9 protein-coding genes are annotated in these 16070 nt (G+C 53.9%); all 9 read right to left on the bottom strand.

What is annotated here, in order from left to right:
- Window positions 1-22: 22 nt before the first annotated feature.
- A complete protein-coding gene (locus tag J2I46_RS23420) occupies window positions 23-886 on the bottom strand; it encodes a chromate resistance protein ChrB domain-containing protein (RefSeq protein ID WP_207331506.1) in 864 nt (287 codons plus the stop codon).
- Window positions 852-2330: an amino acid permease gene (locus tag J2I46_RS23415; protein WP_207331505.1), complete on the bottom strand. Its 1479-nt coding sequence runs from the start codon at window positions 2328-2330 to the stop codon at window positions 852-854. Before J2I46_RS23415 ends, J2I46_RS23420 begins: the two co-directional genes overlap by 35 nt.
- Window positions 2331-2351: 21 nt before the next feature.
- Entirely contained in the window at window positions 2352-3170 is an 819-nt protein-coding gene (locus tag J2I46_RS23410) for a mycofactocin-coupled SDR family oxidoreductase (RefSeq protein WP_207331504.1), read from the bottom strand.
- Window positions 3163-3717, bottom strand: coding sequence for a carboxymuconolactone decarboxylase family protein (locus J2I46_RS23405; RefSeq protein ID WP_207331503.1), 555 nt, complete (start codon window positions 3715-3717; stop codon window positions 3163-3165). The genes J2I46_RS23410 and J2I46_RS23405 overlap by 8 nt, the downstream gene beginning before the upstream one ends.
- A gap of 26 nt (window positions 3718-3743) precedes the next feature.
- On the bottom strand, window positions 3744-4907 hold the full coding sequence (locus tag J2I46_RS23400) for a methionine aminotransferase (protein ID WP_207331502.1): 1164 nt from the start codon (window positions 4905-4907) through the stop codon (window positions 3744-3746).
- 124 nt (window positions 4908-5031) lie between these two features.
- Window positions 5032-6486, bottom strand: a complete 1455-nt coding sequence (locus J2I46_RS23395; protein WP_207331501.1) for a RagB/SusD family nutrient uptake outer membrane protein — start codon at window positions 6484-6486, stop codon at window positions 5032-5034.
- A gap of 14 nt (window positions 6487-6500) precedes the next feature.
- Window positions 6501-9719, bottom strand: coding sequence for a SusC/RagA family TonB-linked outer membrane protein (locus tag J2I46_RS23390; protein ID WP_207331500.1), 3219 nt, complete (start codon window positions 9717-9719; stop codon window positions 6501-6503).
- Window positions 9720-10022: 303 nt separating this feature from the next.
- Window positions 10023-12590 (bottom strand): TonB-dependent receptor, encoded by a 2568-nt coding sequence (locus J2I46_RS23385; RefSeq protein ID WP_207331499.1) that lies wholly within the window; start codon window positions 12588-12590, stop codon window positions 10023-10025.
- A gap of 1196 nt (window positions 12591-13786) precedes the next feature.
- Entirely contained in the window at window positions 13787-15850 is a 2064-nt protein-coding gene (locus tag J2I46_RS23380; protein ID WP_207331498.1) for a right-handed parallel beta-helix repeat-containing protein, read from the bottom strand.
- Window positions 15851-16070: the final 220 nt, after the last annotated feature.

The following is a 16070-nucleotide window of genomic DNA, read 5'->3' as shown; positions in this document are numbered from 1 at the left end:
ATTACATTGGCATAGAACAGAATTAACCTTTGGCCGATTCTTTACTTTTCTGCCCTTCTTTCCGGTAGGCCGACGGGCTTTTGCCCACGAATTTTTTGAAGACGCGGGTGAAATGGCTCTGGTCGGAGAAGCCCGTCAGATAGGCAATGTCGAGCAGCGAATGGTCGGGTTGATCGAGGAGTTGAATGGCTTTTTCGATGCGTAGTTTCCGGATATACTCGCCGAAGGTCAGGTTATCGAAGTGGGTGGCGAACTCCCGCGACAGGTACGTTGGATTTAGCTGCACCGCTTCCGAAATGCCTTTGAGGCTGATGCTTAAGTTCGTGTCGACATGGTCCTGAATCAGGGATTCGAGTTCGCTGATCCAGGCGGGTGTTCGCTTACGGGCCGTTTTTTGCGCGGCCAGGTACGTTGCCATCACCTGAATCAGGCGGTTTTCGGTGGGGTTCTGCGTGTGTTTTTCGTGTTGCAGGTACGTTGCCCAGCTGTAGAGCGCATCGTAGAGGACCATGCCCTGAGCCAACAATTCCTCGTCGTTTGGCAGGTTGTACGCCAGCCCCGCTGAGATGGCCCAGAGTCCGGCTGCCTGCTCGGCCAGGGCGTGGTTGTCGGTGTCGGCTCCGCGCACAATGGGGGCCATGGTGTGCAGAGCCGGGTCGCGGAGGTCGTACTTCTTCAGGAAATAATCGAAGGTACAGTCGGTGCCGTAATGCGAAAACTCAACGCCGGGTACGTCGAAGGGCGTTGCGCCCAGGGCCTCGGCCTGGCTCAGTACATCGTCGGCGGGAACGAACACAATTTGGGCCTCGGGGTCGATAAAGCGGCGGATGAGCCAGGGGCAGGCAATGCGGTCAATCTTCGGACGTTCGCGGGTGATCCAAATCATCGTTCTCGGATGAAAGATGCAGTTTACTGCGTTTTTTGCCGTAGGCAAAATAGATCACCAGGCCAATCGCCAGCCAGATCACGAGCCGCAACCAGGTGTCGCCGGGTAAGGAGACCATCATCACGAGGCAGGTCAGGATGCCCAGAATCGGCACCACGGGCACCCAGGGGGTACGGAAAGCGCGGGGGGCGTCGGGCTGTTTTTTGCGCAGGATCAGAATGCCGATGCAGACCATCACGAAGGCCAGCAACGTACCGATGCTCGTCATTTCACCCACCACCCGAATGGGTACAAAACCGGCAAACAGGCCGATGAAAACGCACAGCAGTACGTTGGCTTTCCAGGGCGTACGAAACCGGGGATGAATCTCAGAGAATGCCTTTGGCAGCAGCCCATCGCGGCTCATCGAGAAAAATACCCGCGACTGTCCCAGCAGATCGACCAGAATGACGGATGTGTAGCCGATCAGAATGGCGCCGATGATGAGCTGCCCTAACCAGCGGTAGGGCGTTTTTTCAATGGCAATGGCCACCGGAGCCGCGCTGTTTTTAAACTCGGTGTAGTTGGCCATGCCGGTCATGACGTAGCCAAACAAGACGAACAGGATGGTGCAGACTACCAGCGAGCCAATGATACCAATGGGCATATCGCGCTGCGGATTTTTGGCTTCCTGCGCCATCGTGGCCACAATGTCGAAGCCGATAAAGACGAAGAACACGACGCCCGCGCCCCGCAAAACCCCGCTCCAGCCGTATTCACCGAACGTACCCGTGTTGGCCGGAATATAGGGCTGGTAATTGGCCGGGTCGATGTACTGCCAGCCGAGGGCGATAAAGACGAGTACGACCAGCACTTTCAGCGTTACAACGATAGCGTTGAAAATAGCCGAACCCGACGTACCGCGAATGATGATGCTGGTGATGAGCACTACGATCAGTACCGCAGGTACGTTCATGAAGCCCGTTACGACTGACCCATCGGCGCCGGTTGCCGTTTCAAACGGCGACAGCATGAGTTGAGGGGGGACGTGCAGCCCATAGTTTCCCAAAAACCGGTTGAGGTATTGCGACCAGCTGATAGCCACCGTAGCCGCCCCGACGGAGTATTCGAGCACCAGGTCCCAGCCGATGATCCAGGCGAAGAGTTCGCCCAGCGTGGCGTAGGCATACGTATAGGCACTCCCCGAAATAGGTACCATCGCGGCAAATTCAGCGTAGCACAGGGCGCTGAACGCACAACCCACAGCGGCCACCACGAAGGAAAGTGTCACGGCTGGCCCGGCGTGGTTGGCGGCGGCAATGCCTGTGAGGGAAAACAGCCCCGCGCCGATAATGACGCCAATGCCGATGGCTACTAAGTTGAACGCGCCCAGCGATCGTTTAAGGGTCGATGAGTCACTAGCCGCGGCTTCCTGCCGTAGTCGTTCAAGCGATTTAATGCGCATAGGTACGTTGAGAAATAGCTATTAACGCGTCAGCAAACCTGCGTCGAGCACGAATTGGGAACCAGTGATGTAGCGTGCCCCGTCGGAGACCAGATACAGCACCATCGCCGACACGTCTTCTGGTTCAACCCAGGGAACCGGCAATAAATTTCCCGCCGACCGTTCGGCAATTTCCTGCGTGGTGGTGCCTTCCAACGCTGCCAGTCCGTCGTTCATGGGCGTATTGACGCCCGTTGGGTGTATGGAATTGACCCGTATGTTGTAGGGTGCCAGTTCAATAGCCCATGATTTAGTCAGGCCGACGAGCCCCCATTTAGAGGCGGCGTAATGGCTTAATCGCCCCATGCCCCGTAGACCGGCAATGCTTGAATTGTTGATGATAACGCCCGATTTCTGTTCCATCATCACCGGAATAACGCGCCTCGCCACCAGCCAGGCACCCTTGAGGTTGATGTCAAGCATGGCATCCCAGGCGTCTTCGGTGAGTTCGTGGGCCAGCCCGTAGGCACAGATACCCGCGTTGTTGAACAGGATGTCGATCCGCCCGAATTCAGCCATCGCCTGCTCCACGGCGCGGGTCACGTCGGCGTCGTTTCGCACATCGCCCGTCACGGGCAAACAATCCGCCCCTAAGGCTTCCACATCCACTTTCAACTGCGTCAGTTCATCGGCTGAGCCGAAGGTGTAGGCTGGGTACGTCAGGTTTTTGGCGACGTCGAACGCAACGATATTGACACCTTCTTTAGCTAACGCCAGCGCTACGGCCCGGCCCTGTCCGTGGGCGGCACCCGTGATGAAGGCGACTTTAGGGGTGGTCCGGTTTGTAGACAAGTCAGGCATGATGGGAAGATTGGGTTAAGGGCAAATAAGGGTAGAGGTACTCATCAATGCTGACATGCAGCACGTTATTGATCAGGTTCGTGGCGATCATCTGCCCGGCGAAGGCAACAAGGGTAACGACTTCCGGTGCCGAAAACCGCTGCCGGATGGGGTCGTAGACCTCGTCAGGTACGTCACCCCGGTTTTGGGCAATGGCGGCGCCGAAGTCAAGCAGGTGCTGCTCGTCGTCGGTCAGGTGCAGGTCTTCGGGCCGCTCACCGTTTTGAATGATGATCTTGCGGAAAAACGTAGTGCAAAGCGGGCAGTTGCTCGCTTCTGAAATCGCGTGCGCAAACAAATACGCCGACCGCTCCCCGACAATGCCGATTACGGCATGATACAGCGGATACCATTGCATGTACACGTCGAACGCCAGCGGTGAATGACTCAGCGTGGCTTTCATGTTGGTAATCCGCGAGCCGGGATACTCATCGATGTGCCTGGCCCAAGCCGCTTTCAACGCATCGGAAGCGGCCGATTCGGGCAGTGGCTGAATGCGCGGTGTCATAGTATGGGGGTGGGGGGATACGCCATCTACAGATTTGTCCATTTTACCAATCGTTCGCCGGCGCGGAGCAGCGTATCGTCGTCTTTGGCGAAGCAGAAGCGAAGAATCTTATAGTCATTCTTCTGATCGTAGAAAACAGAAACGGGAATAGACGCCACGCCGATTTCTTTCGTCAGGCGAATTGCCAGGTCGTAGTCCGGTTCGTCGGTGATGGCTTCGTAGGATACATTCTGGAAGAACGTACCTTCGGTAGGAACGTACCTGAACCGGGACCCGGCGATGGCTTGCAGGAACAGATCGCGCTTCTGCTGGTAGAAAGCCGGGAGTTCCAGATACCGTTCAGGCTGTTGCAGGTACTCGGCCAGCGCATACTGCATCGGCGTCGACACGCTGAAGGTCAGGAATTGGTGGATTTTCCGAAATTCGACTGTTAAGTCAGCAGGAGCGAGGCAATAGCCAATTTTCCAGCCCGTAACATGAAACGTCTTCCCGAAGGAGCCAACCACAAACGTGCGTTCCTGTAAAACTGGATGCTGCATGAGCGACACGTGCGGCCGTCTGTCGAAGGTGATATGCTCGTAGACTTCATCAGCAATCACGAAGATATCGCGGTCGCCGATCAGGTCGGCCAACTGGTCCAGGTCGTCCCTTGTCCAGACGCGGCCGGTAGGGTTGTGGGGTGTATTGACCAGAATCAGCCGGGTACGTTCTGTCATTTGTTCCGCTACCTGCGTCCAGTCAATGGCATAGTCGGGTGGGGTGAGGGTGATGTAAACGGGTATGCCTCCGGCCAGCTCGATCGCCGGTACGTAGCTGTCGTAGGCGGGTTCGAATACGATCACCTCATCGCCGGGCTGCACCACTGCTGTAATAGCGGCGTACAGCGCTTCGGTCGCGCCCGATGTAATGGTTATTTCTGTATCCGGATTGTAATTGATGCCATAAACATCAGCGGTTTTCTGCGCAATGGCTTCGCGCAGCACCGGTACACCTGCCATCGGCGCGTACTGGTTGTGGTTCGCCCGCAGCGCTTTCGTCACCAGGTCAAGCAACGCCGGGTCAGCTGGAAAGCTTGGAAATCCCTGCGACAGGTTCAACGCCCCCACGTCGGCCGCCAGTTTCGACATGACGGTAAAAATCGTGGTACCGACGCGGGGAAGTTTGGAAGAAAGCGTTTGGATGGGTTGCATGCTGGTGAGGGTGAATGATAGTTTTTGTCATCCCGCAACGGCGGACCGCTCCTGACGTCGGGATGACAAAAAAAGCCGAATACAACGAATGTGAAAAGTTTAAGACACGAAGCAACGTCCAGGGTCAATAGCCCGGATTCTGGGCAAACGTCGTTGGATTGTTATACGTATCGATTTCCGATTGGGGAATGGGGTAGATGAGCCGGTTAGCGGGTACCGTAATGCCGGTTACTTTCAGTGCATCCACAGCCTTTCCGGTGCGGACCAGATCAAACCAGCGGTCATTTTCCAGCGCCAGCTCAAGTCGACGTTCGTTGATGATCGCTTCACGGAAGGTAGCTTGCATCCCGCCGAGCTGCGCTTCCGTGTACACTGGTGCTCCCGCCCGCGAACGTACCTGATTGACCGCCGCCAGGGCGTCGGCGCTAAACTGAGCGGCTGATTCGTTCACGGCTTCAGCATACAACAGAAGCACATCGGCGTAGCGCAGCACCGGAAAATCGTTGCCTACGTCGTTTATGGCCGAGAACTCGTCATAAAACTTACGGGGTACCACGTTGACGTTGCTCGGCACGGGAATCTGCACCGTCAGGGCCCTGCGTGCATCACCCGTTGGATACGCCGCCCGGAGTGACGCCTCGATGTTGTCACCGATGTTGGTGCCGTACCACAGCGCATGGCCCTCGGGTAAGGCACCGCCGACACCCTTCTTAAACTTCACCGCAAACACAATTTCGGCGTTGTTTTTATTGGTGACGGCGAACACATCGGCCACGTTCGGCAACAGACGATACGTACCTGCGCTGATGACTTCGCGCAACACCGTAGCCGCCTGGCTAAACTTCTTTTCGGTCACGAGCACCTTGCCCAGTAATCCTTTTGCCGCGCCCGACGTGGCCCGGCCTACATCGGCGCCTGTGTAATTGGCAGGCAGATTGGCCGCCGCATCGGTCAGGTCCTTTTCAATGGCTGCATATACCTCGGCTACCTCATTGCGGACGTATGAACGCGAGTCGGTCGTGGAACCGGCTTTGAGGACCAGTGGCACTTTCCCCCACAACCTGACCAGATTGAAATACGAGAGGGCACGGATAAACTGTGCCTCGCCCTTGTACCGGTTCTTCAGCGTATTGTCGAAGGCTACCCCCGCAACGGCGGCCGCATCGATCTTATCCAGAATCAGGTTAGTTCGGTTGATGCCGGTGTACAGACTGCCCCAGGTATCGCGCAGGAGTGAGTTGGTGGTTGGCTCGATAAACCGGTCGATGTTGTAGCGCAGGCCCGCATTGGACGATGGGTCATTGTCGAGCACATTATCGCTCCGGGCTTCGAGCAGCGTGTTGAAATCACCGCCATACTGATTGGCTGATTGCAGCACGTCGTAGGCCCCGTTCACGGCGTTGCCAAAGTCGTTGGCGGTCTTGTAGAAGTTGTCGACGTTCGGCTGCGACAGCGGCTTCAGGTCGAGAAACCCCTGCTGACAGGCGGAAAGGCCTATGATCAGCAGAGAAAGGGCGACGGTTTTGCGCAGTGATGGACGAAAGACCGATTGCCGAATAGACTGTGTTTCCTTGTTCATATCGTTGGGTGGATTTAGAAGCTGAGGTTGAGGCCGATCGAGGTGGTTTTGGCGAGTGGGTACGTGCCATAATCTTCACCCTGCGACAGGGAGTTGTCGGGGCGGCTGCTCACTTCCGGGTTGTAGCCGCTGTACTTCGTGAACGTGAACGGGTTCTGGGCGCTGACGTAAATTCTGGCGCGGTTCAGGTGCAGGCGTTGCAACAGGGCGGTGGGCAGGGAGTAACCCAACGAGAGCGTCCGGATTCTGACGTAGGAGCCGTTTTCGATGTGCCAGGTCGATATTTCACCGTTCGAACCCGTTGATAGTCGGTTCGCCCGGTTGACCAGGCCATTGCCCGGATTATCGGCCGACTGCCAGCGGTCGAGCGCGCCCCGGAACTGGTTGCCGTTGCCTTCGGAGTTGTAGAGGTAGCGCCGGATCAGGTTCATGATCTTATTCCCCTGCACACCCTGCACCGTCACGCCCAGATCGAAACCCAGGTACGTGAAGCGGTTGGTGAAGCCGAACGTGTACTTCGGAAAATAACTGCCGGTAACGGTACGATCACTGCTGAAGTCGATCTTCTTGTCGCCGTTGGTGTCGATGAACCGGAAGTCGCCGGGCTTGGTCGTGGCGGTATGTGGGTAAGCATCAACCTCGGCCTGGTTCTTGAACACGCCGTCGTATTGCATGGTCCAGTACTGGCCGATCGGTTCGCCGATGCGGGTGATGAACTGCGCCCCGGCAACCCCGCCCGACACGATGATCGGATCGCCCGATGCACCCAGTGCCTTCACTTCGTTGCGGTTGGTAGCCAGATTGGCACTGGCTGTCCAGCCAAATCGCCCGAAGGTCTGCTGCGTACCAAGGGTAAACTCGAAGCCCCGGTTGTTTACTTTTCCGATGTTCTGCAGCTCCGTGCTAAAGCCTGAGGTACGTGGCACAGGTACGTTCAACAGCAGGTCAGAGGTGTTGGCGTTGTAATAGTCGACAGTCAGCGTGAGGCGGTTGCGGAAGAAACTGGCATCGAACCCGATATCGAGCATGGCCGTTTTTTCCCACTTTAGCTTGTCGTTGGCCGAGTTGCCGGGAGCCAGTCCGCTCACGATCGTTTCGGGACCAAGCACGTAGTTCTGGTAGTTGAGCAAACTGACCGATCCGTAGTTGGGAATCTGGAAATTACCCGTCAGGCCGAAGCTGCCGCGCAGTTTCAGGTCGCTTAGCCAGGTCGATGATTTGAGGAAAGGCTCCTGCGCAATGTTCCAGCCCGCCGACACGCTCGGAAAGTACCCCCAGCGATTGGCCGCCCCAAACCGCGACGATCCGTCGGCCCGGATGGCGGCCGACAGCAGATACCGGCCGTCGTAATCGTACTGAACACGCGCCAGGTACGAGAGCAGCGACCATTCCTGAATGTCGGAGCTGCCGCCCGTAACCTGCCCCGCATTGAGGGTCTGTACCAGATCGTTGGGGAAATTGGTGGCCGATAGTTCGCTGGCCGTCCGTCGGTCTTTCTGCGAGGTGAAACCCGCCAGCGCTGATAGGTTGTGCAGGCCGATGGTGCGCGTGTAGTTCAGCGTATGCTCGATCAGCCAGTCGACATAAGTCTGGGTACGTGAAAAGCCGGTTGGAATCGACGGGCCTTTCCGGTCGCGGATTTCAACGGTCGACGGGCGGTAGTAATCGCGCTGGAAATTGTTCAGATCGGCCCCGATGTTGAGCCGGTATGACAAGCCTTTGGCGATATCATACTGGGCATAGGCATTGCCGAGCAGCCGAATCTGATCCAGCTTGTCGCTTATTTCCTTCGCCACAGCCACCGGGTTCAGAATAGACGTGGCACCGTAGCCCCAGCCGTTTGCGTCGAAGTTGTATGAGCCATTGGCGTTGTAAACGGGCCAGATCGGGGCAATCTGCAACGCCAGGCCAATTACGCCGTCGGCCAGGTACGGGCCTTCCGCTTTGATCAGGTCGTGGTGCGCGAACGTCGGGTTCAGGTTGAACCCCACCGACAGCCGACCGCTTTTGATGTCGAGGTTGGCCCGGGCGCTGTAGCGTTTGAAGCCCGAATTAATGACCGTTCCCTGCTGATCCATGTAGTTGCCCGACACGTAATACTTCACGTTCGGATTGCCGCCGGAAATCGAGACCGTATGGTTCTGCACCGGTGCTGTCCGGAAAATCTGATCCTGCCAGTCGGTGTTCGTCAATCCGGCTTGTCCCGTCAGATAGGGCGTAACCTGCGGTGGAATGAGCGTGCTGGGTGCGCCCCAGGCGGCGTTGCTGTTCCGGATGTCGTTTGAATCGGTGGGCTTACCGGCGGGGTTACGGTCGAGGTAGGCCGTGTTTTTTCCTTCGGCGTTCAGCGTCGCGTATTCATAGGCGTTCAGCAGATCGAGTTTCTTGGTCACCTGCTGGAAGCCTACGTAGGAGTCGTAACTGATAATGGTCTTACCCTCTTTGCCGCGTTTGGTAGTCAGCAGTACGACGCCGTTGGAACCCCGCGACCCGTAAATCGCTGCTGCTGAGGCGTCTTTCAATACTTCAATGCGCTCGATATCATCGGTGTTGAGTGTGCTGAGTACGTTGATCGGGTTGTCGGGAAACTGGGTGCTGGTACTGCCCGTCGCAAACTTTGTGTCGCGCGAAAGAGGTATGCCATCGATCACATACAGCGGATCGAGGCCCGCGCTGATGGAGCCGGTACCCCGAACACGTACCTGAAGGGCAGCCCCGGGCGCGCCCGACGTCTGGGTTACCTGTACCCCGGCAATCTTAGCCGCCAGCGCCTGATCGAAGCTCGATACGGGCTGGTTGGCGATATCCTGCGCGCGCACAGAGCCAATTGCCGTAGTGATGTCGCGGCGGTTCTGCACCCCGTAGCCGACCACCACCACTTCGCCCAGTGCGTTATCAGAACTGCTCAGCTTCACGTCGATCACCGTTCGACTGCCAATGACCTGTTCGAGCGGTTGATACCCAATGAAGGAAATCACCAGTGTAGTGGATGGGCCGTTGCCAGGTACGTTGATCCTGTACGTTCCCTGCGCATCCGTAGTGGTGCCGATCGTGGTACCTTTGACCTGAATCGTGGCGCCGGCCAGCACTTCATTCGAGGTGGCGTCGGTAACGGTACCCGTCACGACTGACTGCGCCGAGGCCGCCGATAGAGTGAAGAGGAAAATGAATAGGTGAAGCCAGCGCCAGATGGGCCGTACAACTGGCCGAGCGGTCAGTAGAGGGTGTTGCATATGTAATCGGTTGAGTAAGTAGTATACCGGCAATATAGTCGTTATCAGCGGGCTTGTACGGGCTATTCTCATTTATCGCTGTCGCTTGCCTGTGGCGAGTGACAATTAACAGTAGGGCCTCCGGCCCGTTGGTAGCTTATAAACCGGTCGACGGTCAACATTTGGCATCATTTGATCACCGGGGTCAGAGGCCCTCAAGTTATGGGCCACTCGCCACAGGCAAGCGACAACGATAAAAATCTTGCTTCGCGCCCCGGGCGCGAAGCCTAGAGCGCGAAGCAAAATGCTAGCTATTCACGCCACTTAGAATGAATAGCGCAAGGTGATGCCGTAGGTACGTGGGTCACCCAGTACAGCACCGTACTGTCCGGCATTGCCAGGGGCGGGGAGTAGTTGCTCAAAATAATTCTGGTTCAGCAGGTTACGACTCCACAGGAAGACCGATGTGCCGTTAGAGGCCCGGAAACCAACGCGGGCGTTTACCAGCGTGTAGCCATCAATGTTGAGGTATTGCGACGGCGACGGGCTCGATGAGAATGATGAGCGGAAATAGGCGTCGGCCGCGAAGAAGTACCGGCCTTCCTGCGACAGAAATTTCCCGGAACCACTGACTTCACCACCCAGCGAACCGGCCCATTTCGATACACCCGGCAGGGCACCGCCCGACACATCCTTGAACGCCTGAGCGGCACCCGTCTCTTCAAGCGGCACCGGTGCATTTTTGAACGACACGTATTTCGCGTCGGTGTAAGCCAGTGCGCCGTAGACCGAGAACGCGTTGCTCACCCGCAGATTACCGTCCAGTTCGACACCCCACACCCGTACTTTCTCCGCGTTGGCCAGATAACCCCGGTTTACGCCCGGTTCAGGCGTTTGCACCTGCGTCTGGTAATCTTTGATATCACTGTTGTGTACCACCAGATTCAGCACCGAATTCGGCGTTGGCTTGGTTTTTATGCCAACTTCGTAATGCGTTACAAATTCGGGATTCACCCGCGCCAGGTCGGTCAATACCTGTCCGTTGGCAGTCGGTAACCCGCCAATGTTAATCCCGATGGGCTTATAAGCGGTCGAGTACGTGGCGAAGGCGTTGAGTCGATCGCTGGCCTTGTATTGCAGCGTCAGTTGACCCGACAGGTTAGTTTCGTCTACGTCGGCATCGAACGCCTGATTCGTATACACGGCGTTTTTGAGGGCGATCAGAGCCGCATCGGTGGTTTGCAAGCCGCCATAGGTTTCGCGTTTGTAGTTGGCGATTTTCCGGTCGTAGTTATAGCGAAGGCCGGGCAGGAAGTGGAGCTTGTCGGTAATGGCCCAGTCTGCCTGCGCGAACAGGGCGGCGCTGGTGCTGCGGATCCGGTTGGTGGTTCTGATGCCGAAGTTATCGAACAGGCCCGGCGTTTTCCAGAGTGCACTGGTTGAGCTTTGCGCAAACCGCCATTGAGCCGAACCGGCTTCTTCCGTTTGTACGGGGTCTGACTGTAGATCCTGGTAGAGGTAGAACGCGCCCACAACGCCACTCACCCGCGAAGACACATTGCCAGCGTAGCGAATTTCCTGCGAATACTGATCATGCTTGGAGTTGCCCGCCGAAATAGTAAATACAGGTAGTCCGATGTAATCCCGGTCGTTGAGCGGATCCCATTTCCAGTAGCGCCAGGCTGATGTCGACGTCAGCGTGCCGCCGCCAAGTTTGATGTCGGCGTTGAGCGACACCCCGCCCAGCGTGTTGTTTGCCCGTGATGGCGTGTCCTGATCCGTAATTCGGTCGAAGGGGTTTGTTGAGGGTAGTTTGTAGCCCAGGTCGGCAATGATGGTGTTGAACTGACGGTAAGCGGGCCGTTGGGTAGGAACAACTCCGGCATAAATAACGGCATAGCCAAGGGGCTTCTGGTCAGACATGTCGCCTGCTAATGTCAACTTGACGTTATCGCTGGGAGTATACAGTAACTGCCCCCGAACACCGAGGTTGTTGAGGCTATTGACCGGCTGCTGGGTACGTACGTTGTAGATCAGGCCGTTGCGCTGGGTACCGGAGAACGACACGCGGGCAGCCAGATTCCTGGTCAACGGGCCCGTTACAGAGGCCTTGGCCTGCATGTAGTTGTAGTTACCATAACTCACCTCGAAGGTAGCTCCCGGCTGAAAACTGGCGGGGCGTGTGGTGATGTTAAACGCACCGGCCGTTGTGTTTTTGCCAAACAGCGTTCCCTGCGGTCCGCGCAATACCTCGATCTGATCGATGTCGACAAAGTCGAGGGCTGTAGCGGCGGGACGGGCGTAATACACGCCGTCGACGTAGAAACCCACGCCCGGATCGATACCGTCGTTGGTCAGGCCGAACGTGGAGCCCAGGCCCCGGATGTTGAGCGTTGTGTTACGGGCGTTCGATGAGTAAAGCTGCACCGAAGGCACCAGTTCCTTCAATCGATTGACGTTGAAGGCCCCGGCATCTTCGACCAGCGCGCCTCGCAGCACCGAAATCGGAATGGGTACGTTCTGGGCTGATTCCTGTCGACGGCGCGAGGTAATGACCACGTCGGCCAGCTCATTGGTGCCCTCTTCCAGTCTGATCTCTACATTATTCTCGTTGATAACAACATCGGTCGTCTTGTAGCCAACGAAGGAAACCGTGAGCGTGAAGGGTAGCTTTTGACCCGTAAGGAGCGTAAAGCGACCATCTTCTTTGGCGGATGATCCGTTTGTGGTGCCTTTGATAACCACCGCCGCGCCAATCAGGGGTCGCTCGGTGCGGGCATCGATGATCCGGCCCGATACGGTCGCATTAATAATCGGTGTGTTTTGTGCTGCAGACCAAAAGGGTAGAAGCAGGATGCTAATCTGTAAAACAGTTACTAAAAAATGTCTCATTATCAGGTGTATTGTCTTTGTTCAAAACGTCAATGGGGGCAATTGAAAAGCGATGATTAATAGATTAATAATACTTATAGTCTATATACTAAATAGATTATAAGTGGCTAAAAAAGAACCGTTTATTATCGGTCCCCTATCGATTACTGTTCGGGCTATTTACCCCGAACAGCAATCGATAGGGCAAAATTGAGTAGGAAAACTGAGATCTGAAAGAAAATTCAACTAAATGATTATCAATTAATTATGGTAATAGTCTATCGGGTTTAGGGAGTATTCTATCATTTCAATTGACTAGCTGTACTAAGCGATTCATTGTCAGGCAGTGGGGGGTGGGGTTGAGGATATTGATTTTTGAATTTATCGATAGGGTGAGGAAGAATACGCTATCGGGAGAGAATAGTGCATAACCAATTTAGTTGGTTGACTATCGCAAGACAGGCAGCGTCTTTGTCATGCCGCCGCCAGGAGGGATCATGGCGTTCCTTCGGGTAGCGCCTGACCCTTTTGCAAGGAACGCCATGATCCCTCCTGGCGGCGGCATGACAAAAAAGCGTCAGGATGACAAAAGTCCTACTGTAACCGTCTATGGATTAGATTGTGAAGAGTGGTAAAGCTTCGCGCTGTAGGGCCTGCACCATCAGTGCTTTCTCCTAAAAATCGGAGCGGTGCTTTATCGGCCCATCGGGCCATAACACTGGTAGAGAAGGTAACAAGCCAATAAACGAACGTCCCGTCAGGGACACAACATGGGTATATCGGCGAACTAAAAATCAATGTGGTGTCCCTGACGGGACGTAAACTGTCTGCTGCTCCGACCGTTTTCTACCGGTGTTACGGCCCGATGGGCCGATGAAGCACCGCTCCGATTTTTAGGAGAAAGCCCAGCGAGCGATTCGGCGAGCGGCAGACGGGCGAGGCAATGCGCTCCTTCATGCGTTTACCCTATACAAACCCGTTCCCGTTCGCTGGCCAGTAGCGCTTCTAGCAATGCCTCTGTTTCATTAGTTGTGAACAGATCGGATGCCCTACTGAAAGGAGTAACTCGCTACAAGCGAGCGATAACGAATGGGCTCATCCGCGAGGAACTGGCGTTGTAATTTCGCTTATGCTCATAGACAAAAGGGCTGTCACGAATTCGCAACAGCCCTTTCTAAAGCTAGGTATCAACACCTGGTTACTACATCGCCACTATGTCAATTTAGTTGCTTCAAAAGTTTAGAAACAGTATTCCCTGTTTTTAAGAAATACAACTTGTTGGCTTGTAAAGCTGACGTATCAAGTTTAAATCGATTATCAGTAACTATATCCATCCTTACAGTACGCACCGCCTTACCGGTCTCGTCAAAAATATGAATCATATCGCCTGCTTCAACCCCTTCTAACCAGATTGACTGTGAAAAGGGATTGGGATAAACAAGCAATTTTTGCGTCCGTTCGTTTATGACCGATACAACTTTTGATAACTCATATTTCTCATCCGTGTCTACGATTTTTAGCCGGTAATAGTTAATTTTTGAGGTTACGTTTTTATGCTGGAACCTGTATCGTTGCGCTGCCTGACTATTTCCTTTACTGCTAACACGGCCAAGAGATCTCCAGTCTTTCACATTGGTTGACTGTTCCACCTCAAAATAATTGTTCTTCATTTCCATAGCCGTTGACCACGTCACCAAGTTTCCTTCTTCAGTCGCCTGACCGCTAAAGTCAAGCAGGTCGACGGCCAACGCACTCTGGAATTCAACTGCGCCAATATCAGGGGTTGTTCTTGCATTACCGTAGTAATCAACTGTTGGTACATAGGGTGCAACAAACGCATTATCTATGGCAGGTGACGTACCTACCAACGTAAAATCGAACGCATTTTGATTAGTAAACTGAGGAGATACCATTTGTGTATTTTCCTGAATGGCATCAATGTTTAGATCCGTACCAACCGCACCCGTGGTGCCATAAATAATATTATTTTTCACGATCATGGCCCCTGGCGTCGTGATATCCGTACTGATAGGCGAACGTGTCATGTTATTATCAATAACCACAATGTTGTTGACAATTTTATGACCTGTTCCGCCTGAAATGCTAATGCCAATATTTCCTCCATTCGGGTTGGTTCCACCAATAGTTATTGAACCCGTATACGAATTGAAATAGCATGAGTTATTGACTATATCAATCCTGTTTCCATCATTACTATGGATGCCGCTATACCCGTTATAATAACAGATATTATTGGCAATTAAAATCCGGCCATTATCCCAGTTTACCCCCGGTACCGTTTGATTTCTCTGTAGAGAAATACCTTTCCCCTCATCAATGTGCGGCGTGATAACGGTTTTATCTGGTGCCCAGGAATATTGCTCGTTGTAATTATGATGAACGAGATTGCGAAGAAGGCTGATCCTGTAATCATCACCAGTTCGCGTGCTGGTAGCTTTAGTAACAACTAAACCATGTGTTCCGCCCGACGATCGTCTTGAACAATCATTAATTTCATTACCCTCTATCAGAATATCTTCACAATCAGAAACGCGTAAACCGCCACCGGGCATGTGGTGGATATGGTTATTTACGATATCTATATGGTTGACATCACTTAGGTACATACCCCGCGTGTCATAATAGGTTGGCCTGTATACCTGATTCGGGTTCAGACTGGAATACACTTCTCCGTCAACAACCAGCCCGGGCGTGCAATTAGAAATACAGTCCTGGTCTCGATAGTGTATTTCAGCCGGTGTTGGATCTAATAGATTAGAAGCAGACCCTAAAATGTAGACGAATTGCAGAGCATTTGCTACTGATAAAGGCAGATTATCCACTTCGCCCTGAACCGTAAACCCGTCAATTCTAAGGTAAGAACTGTTCTGTATCCTGAGAATATTGCCGCCATCACCTTTCAGTAAGGTTGTGCTGTCGTACGGCTTCAGGGTAATATACCTACCGGCGCTCCCGTTAAGATTACTGATTCTAACTGTGTTTTCACCATGCCAAAATCGTGGATCATCTACGGGAACACCAGCGGGGCTGTTTGCAGTATAGCTTGGGTTCGTGAAAGTGCCAATCAGATAAATGAAATCACCAGGTTGAATCGTGCTCAAAACAGCGTTGGGAATGGCGCCCGTGGAGTTTAATCCAACAGCTGTGGCGGGTGTTAAGCCATTATTCGATGTGCTATTTCCTTGCTTGATGTAAAAATTTGTTCCGCTACAAACAAAGTGAGTGAAAAGAAAAAAAAAGAGAAGAGTAAATTTATTCATCTTGCTAGCTAGGTACATGTCAACAGAGTATCATTCGGCAAATACCGAACCACTTAGTTATACTTTTTGCAATAATTATCTGAACGTGTTGGCAATTTAATTGGATAAGCTTCAAGATGAAACCCACGAACCTATATATAGTTATGCCCTTCGATTTATGTAAAAATTAGCTTTAGTAAAACTCTTTTAACTCTACAGACATATAGTATTACATCTCTCT

It is taken from the genome of Fibrella forsythiae (assembly GCF_017353175.1).
Taxonomy (GTDB): domain Bacteria; phylum Bacteroidota; class Bacteroidia; order Cytophagales; family Spirosomataceae; genus Fibrella; species Fibrella forsythiae.
The sequence above is the reverse complement of the archived record's forward strand: the minus strand, read 5'-3'. Positions and strand labels throughout refer to the sequence as shown.

Excerpts from the sequence above, each read along its gene's own strand:
- J2I46_RS23415 (WP_207331505.1), bottom strand. The coding sequence starts at position 2,330 with ATGCGCATTAAATCGCTTGAACGACTACGGCAGGAAGCCGCGGCTAGT.
- J2I46_RS23385 (WP_207331499.1), bottom strand. The coding sequence starts at position 12,590 with ATGAGACATTTTTTAGTAACTGTTTTACAGATTAGCATCCTGCTTCTA.
- J2I46_RS23420 (WP_207331506.1), bottom strand. The coding sequence starts at position 886 with ATGATTTGGATCACCCGCGAACGTCCGAAGATTGACCGCATTGCCTGC.
- J2I46_RS23410 (WP_207331504.1), bottom strand. The coding sequence starts at position 3,170 with ATGCCTGACTTGTCTACAAACCGGACCACCCCTAAAGTCGCCTTCATC.
- J2I46_RS23405 (WP_207331503.1), bottom strand. The coding sequence starts at position 3,717 with ATGACACCGCGCATTCAGCCACTGCCCGAATCGGCCGCTTCCGATGCG.
- J2I46_RS23380 (WP_207331498.1), bottom strand. The coding sequence starts at position 15,850 with ATGAATAAATTTACTCTTCTCTTTTTTTTTCTTTTCACTCACTTTGTT.
- J2I46_RS23400 (WP_207331502.1), bottom strand. The coding sequence starts at position 4,907 with ATGCAACCCATCCAAACGCTTTCTTCCAAACTTCCCCGCGTCGGTACC.
- J2I46_RS23395 (WP_207331501.1), bottom strand. The coding sequence starts at position 6,486 with ATGAACAAGGAAACACAGTCTATTCGGCAATCGGTCTTTCGTCCATCA.
- J2I46_RS23390 (WP_207331500.1), bottom strand. The coding sequence starts at position 9,719 with ATGCAACACCCTCTACTGACCGCTCGGCCAGTTGTACGGCCCATCTGG.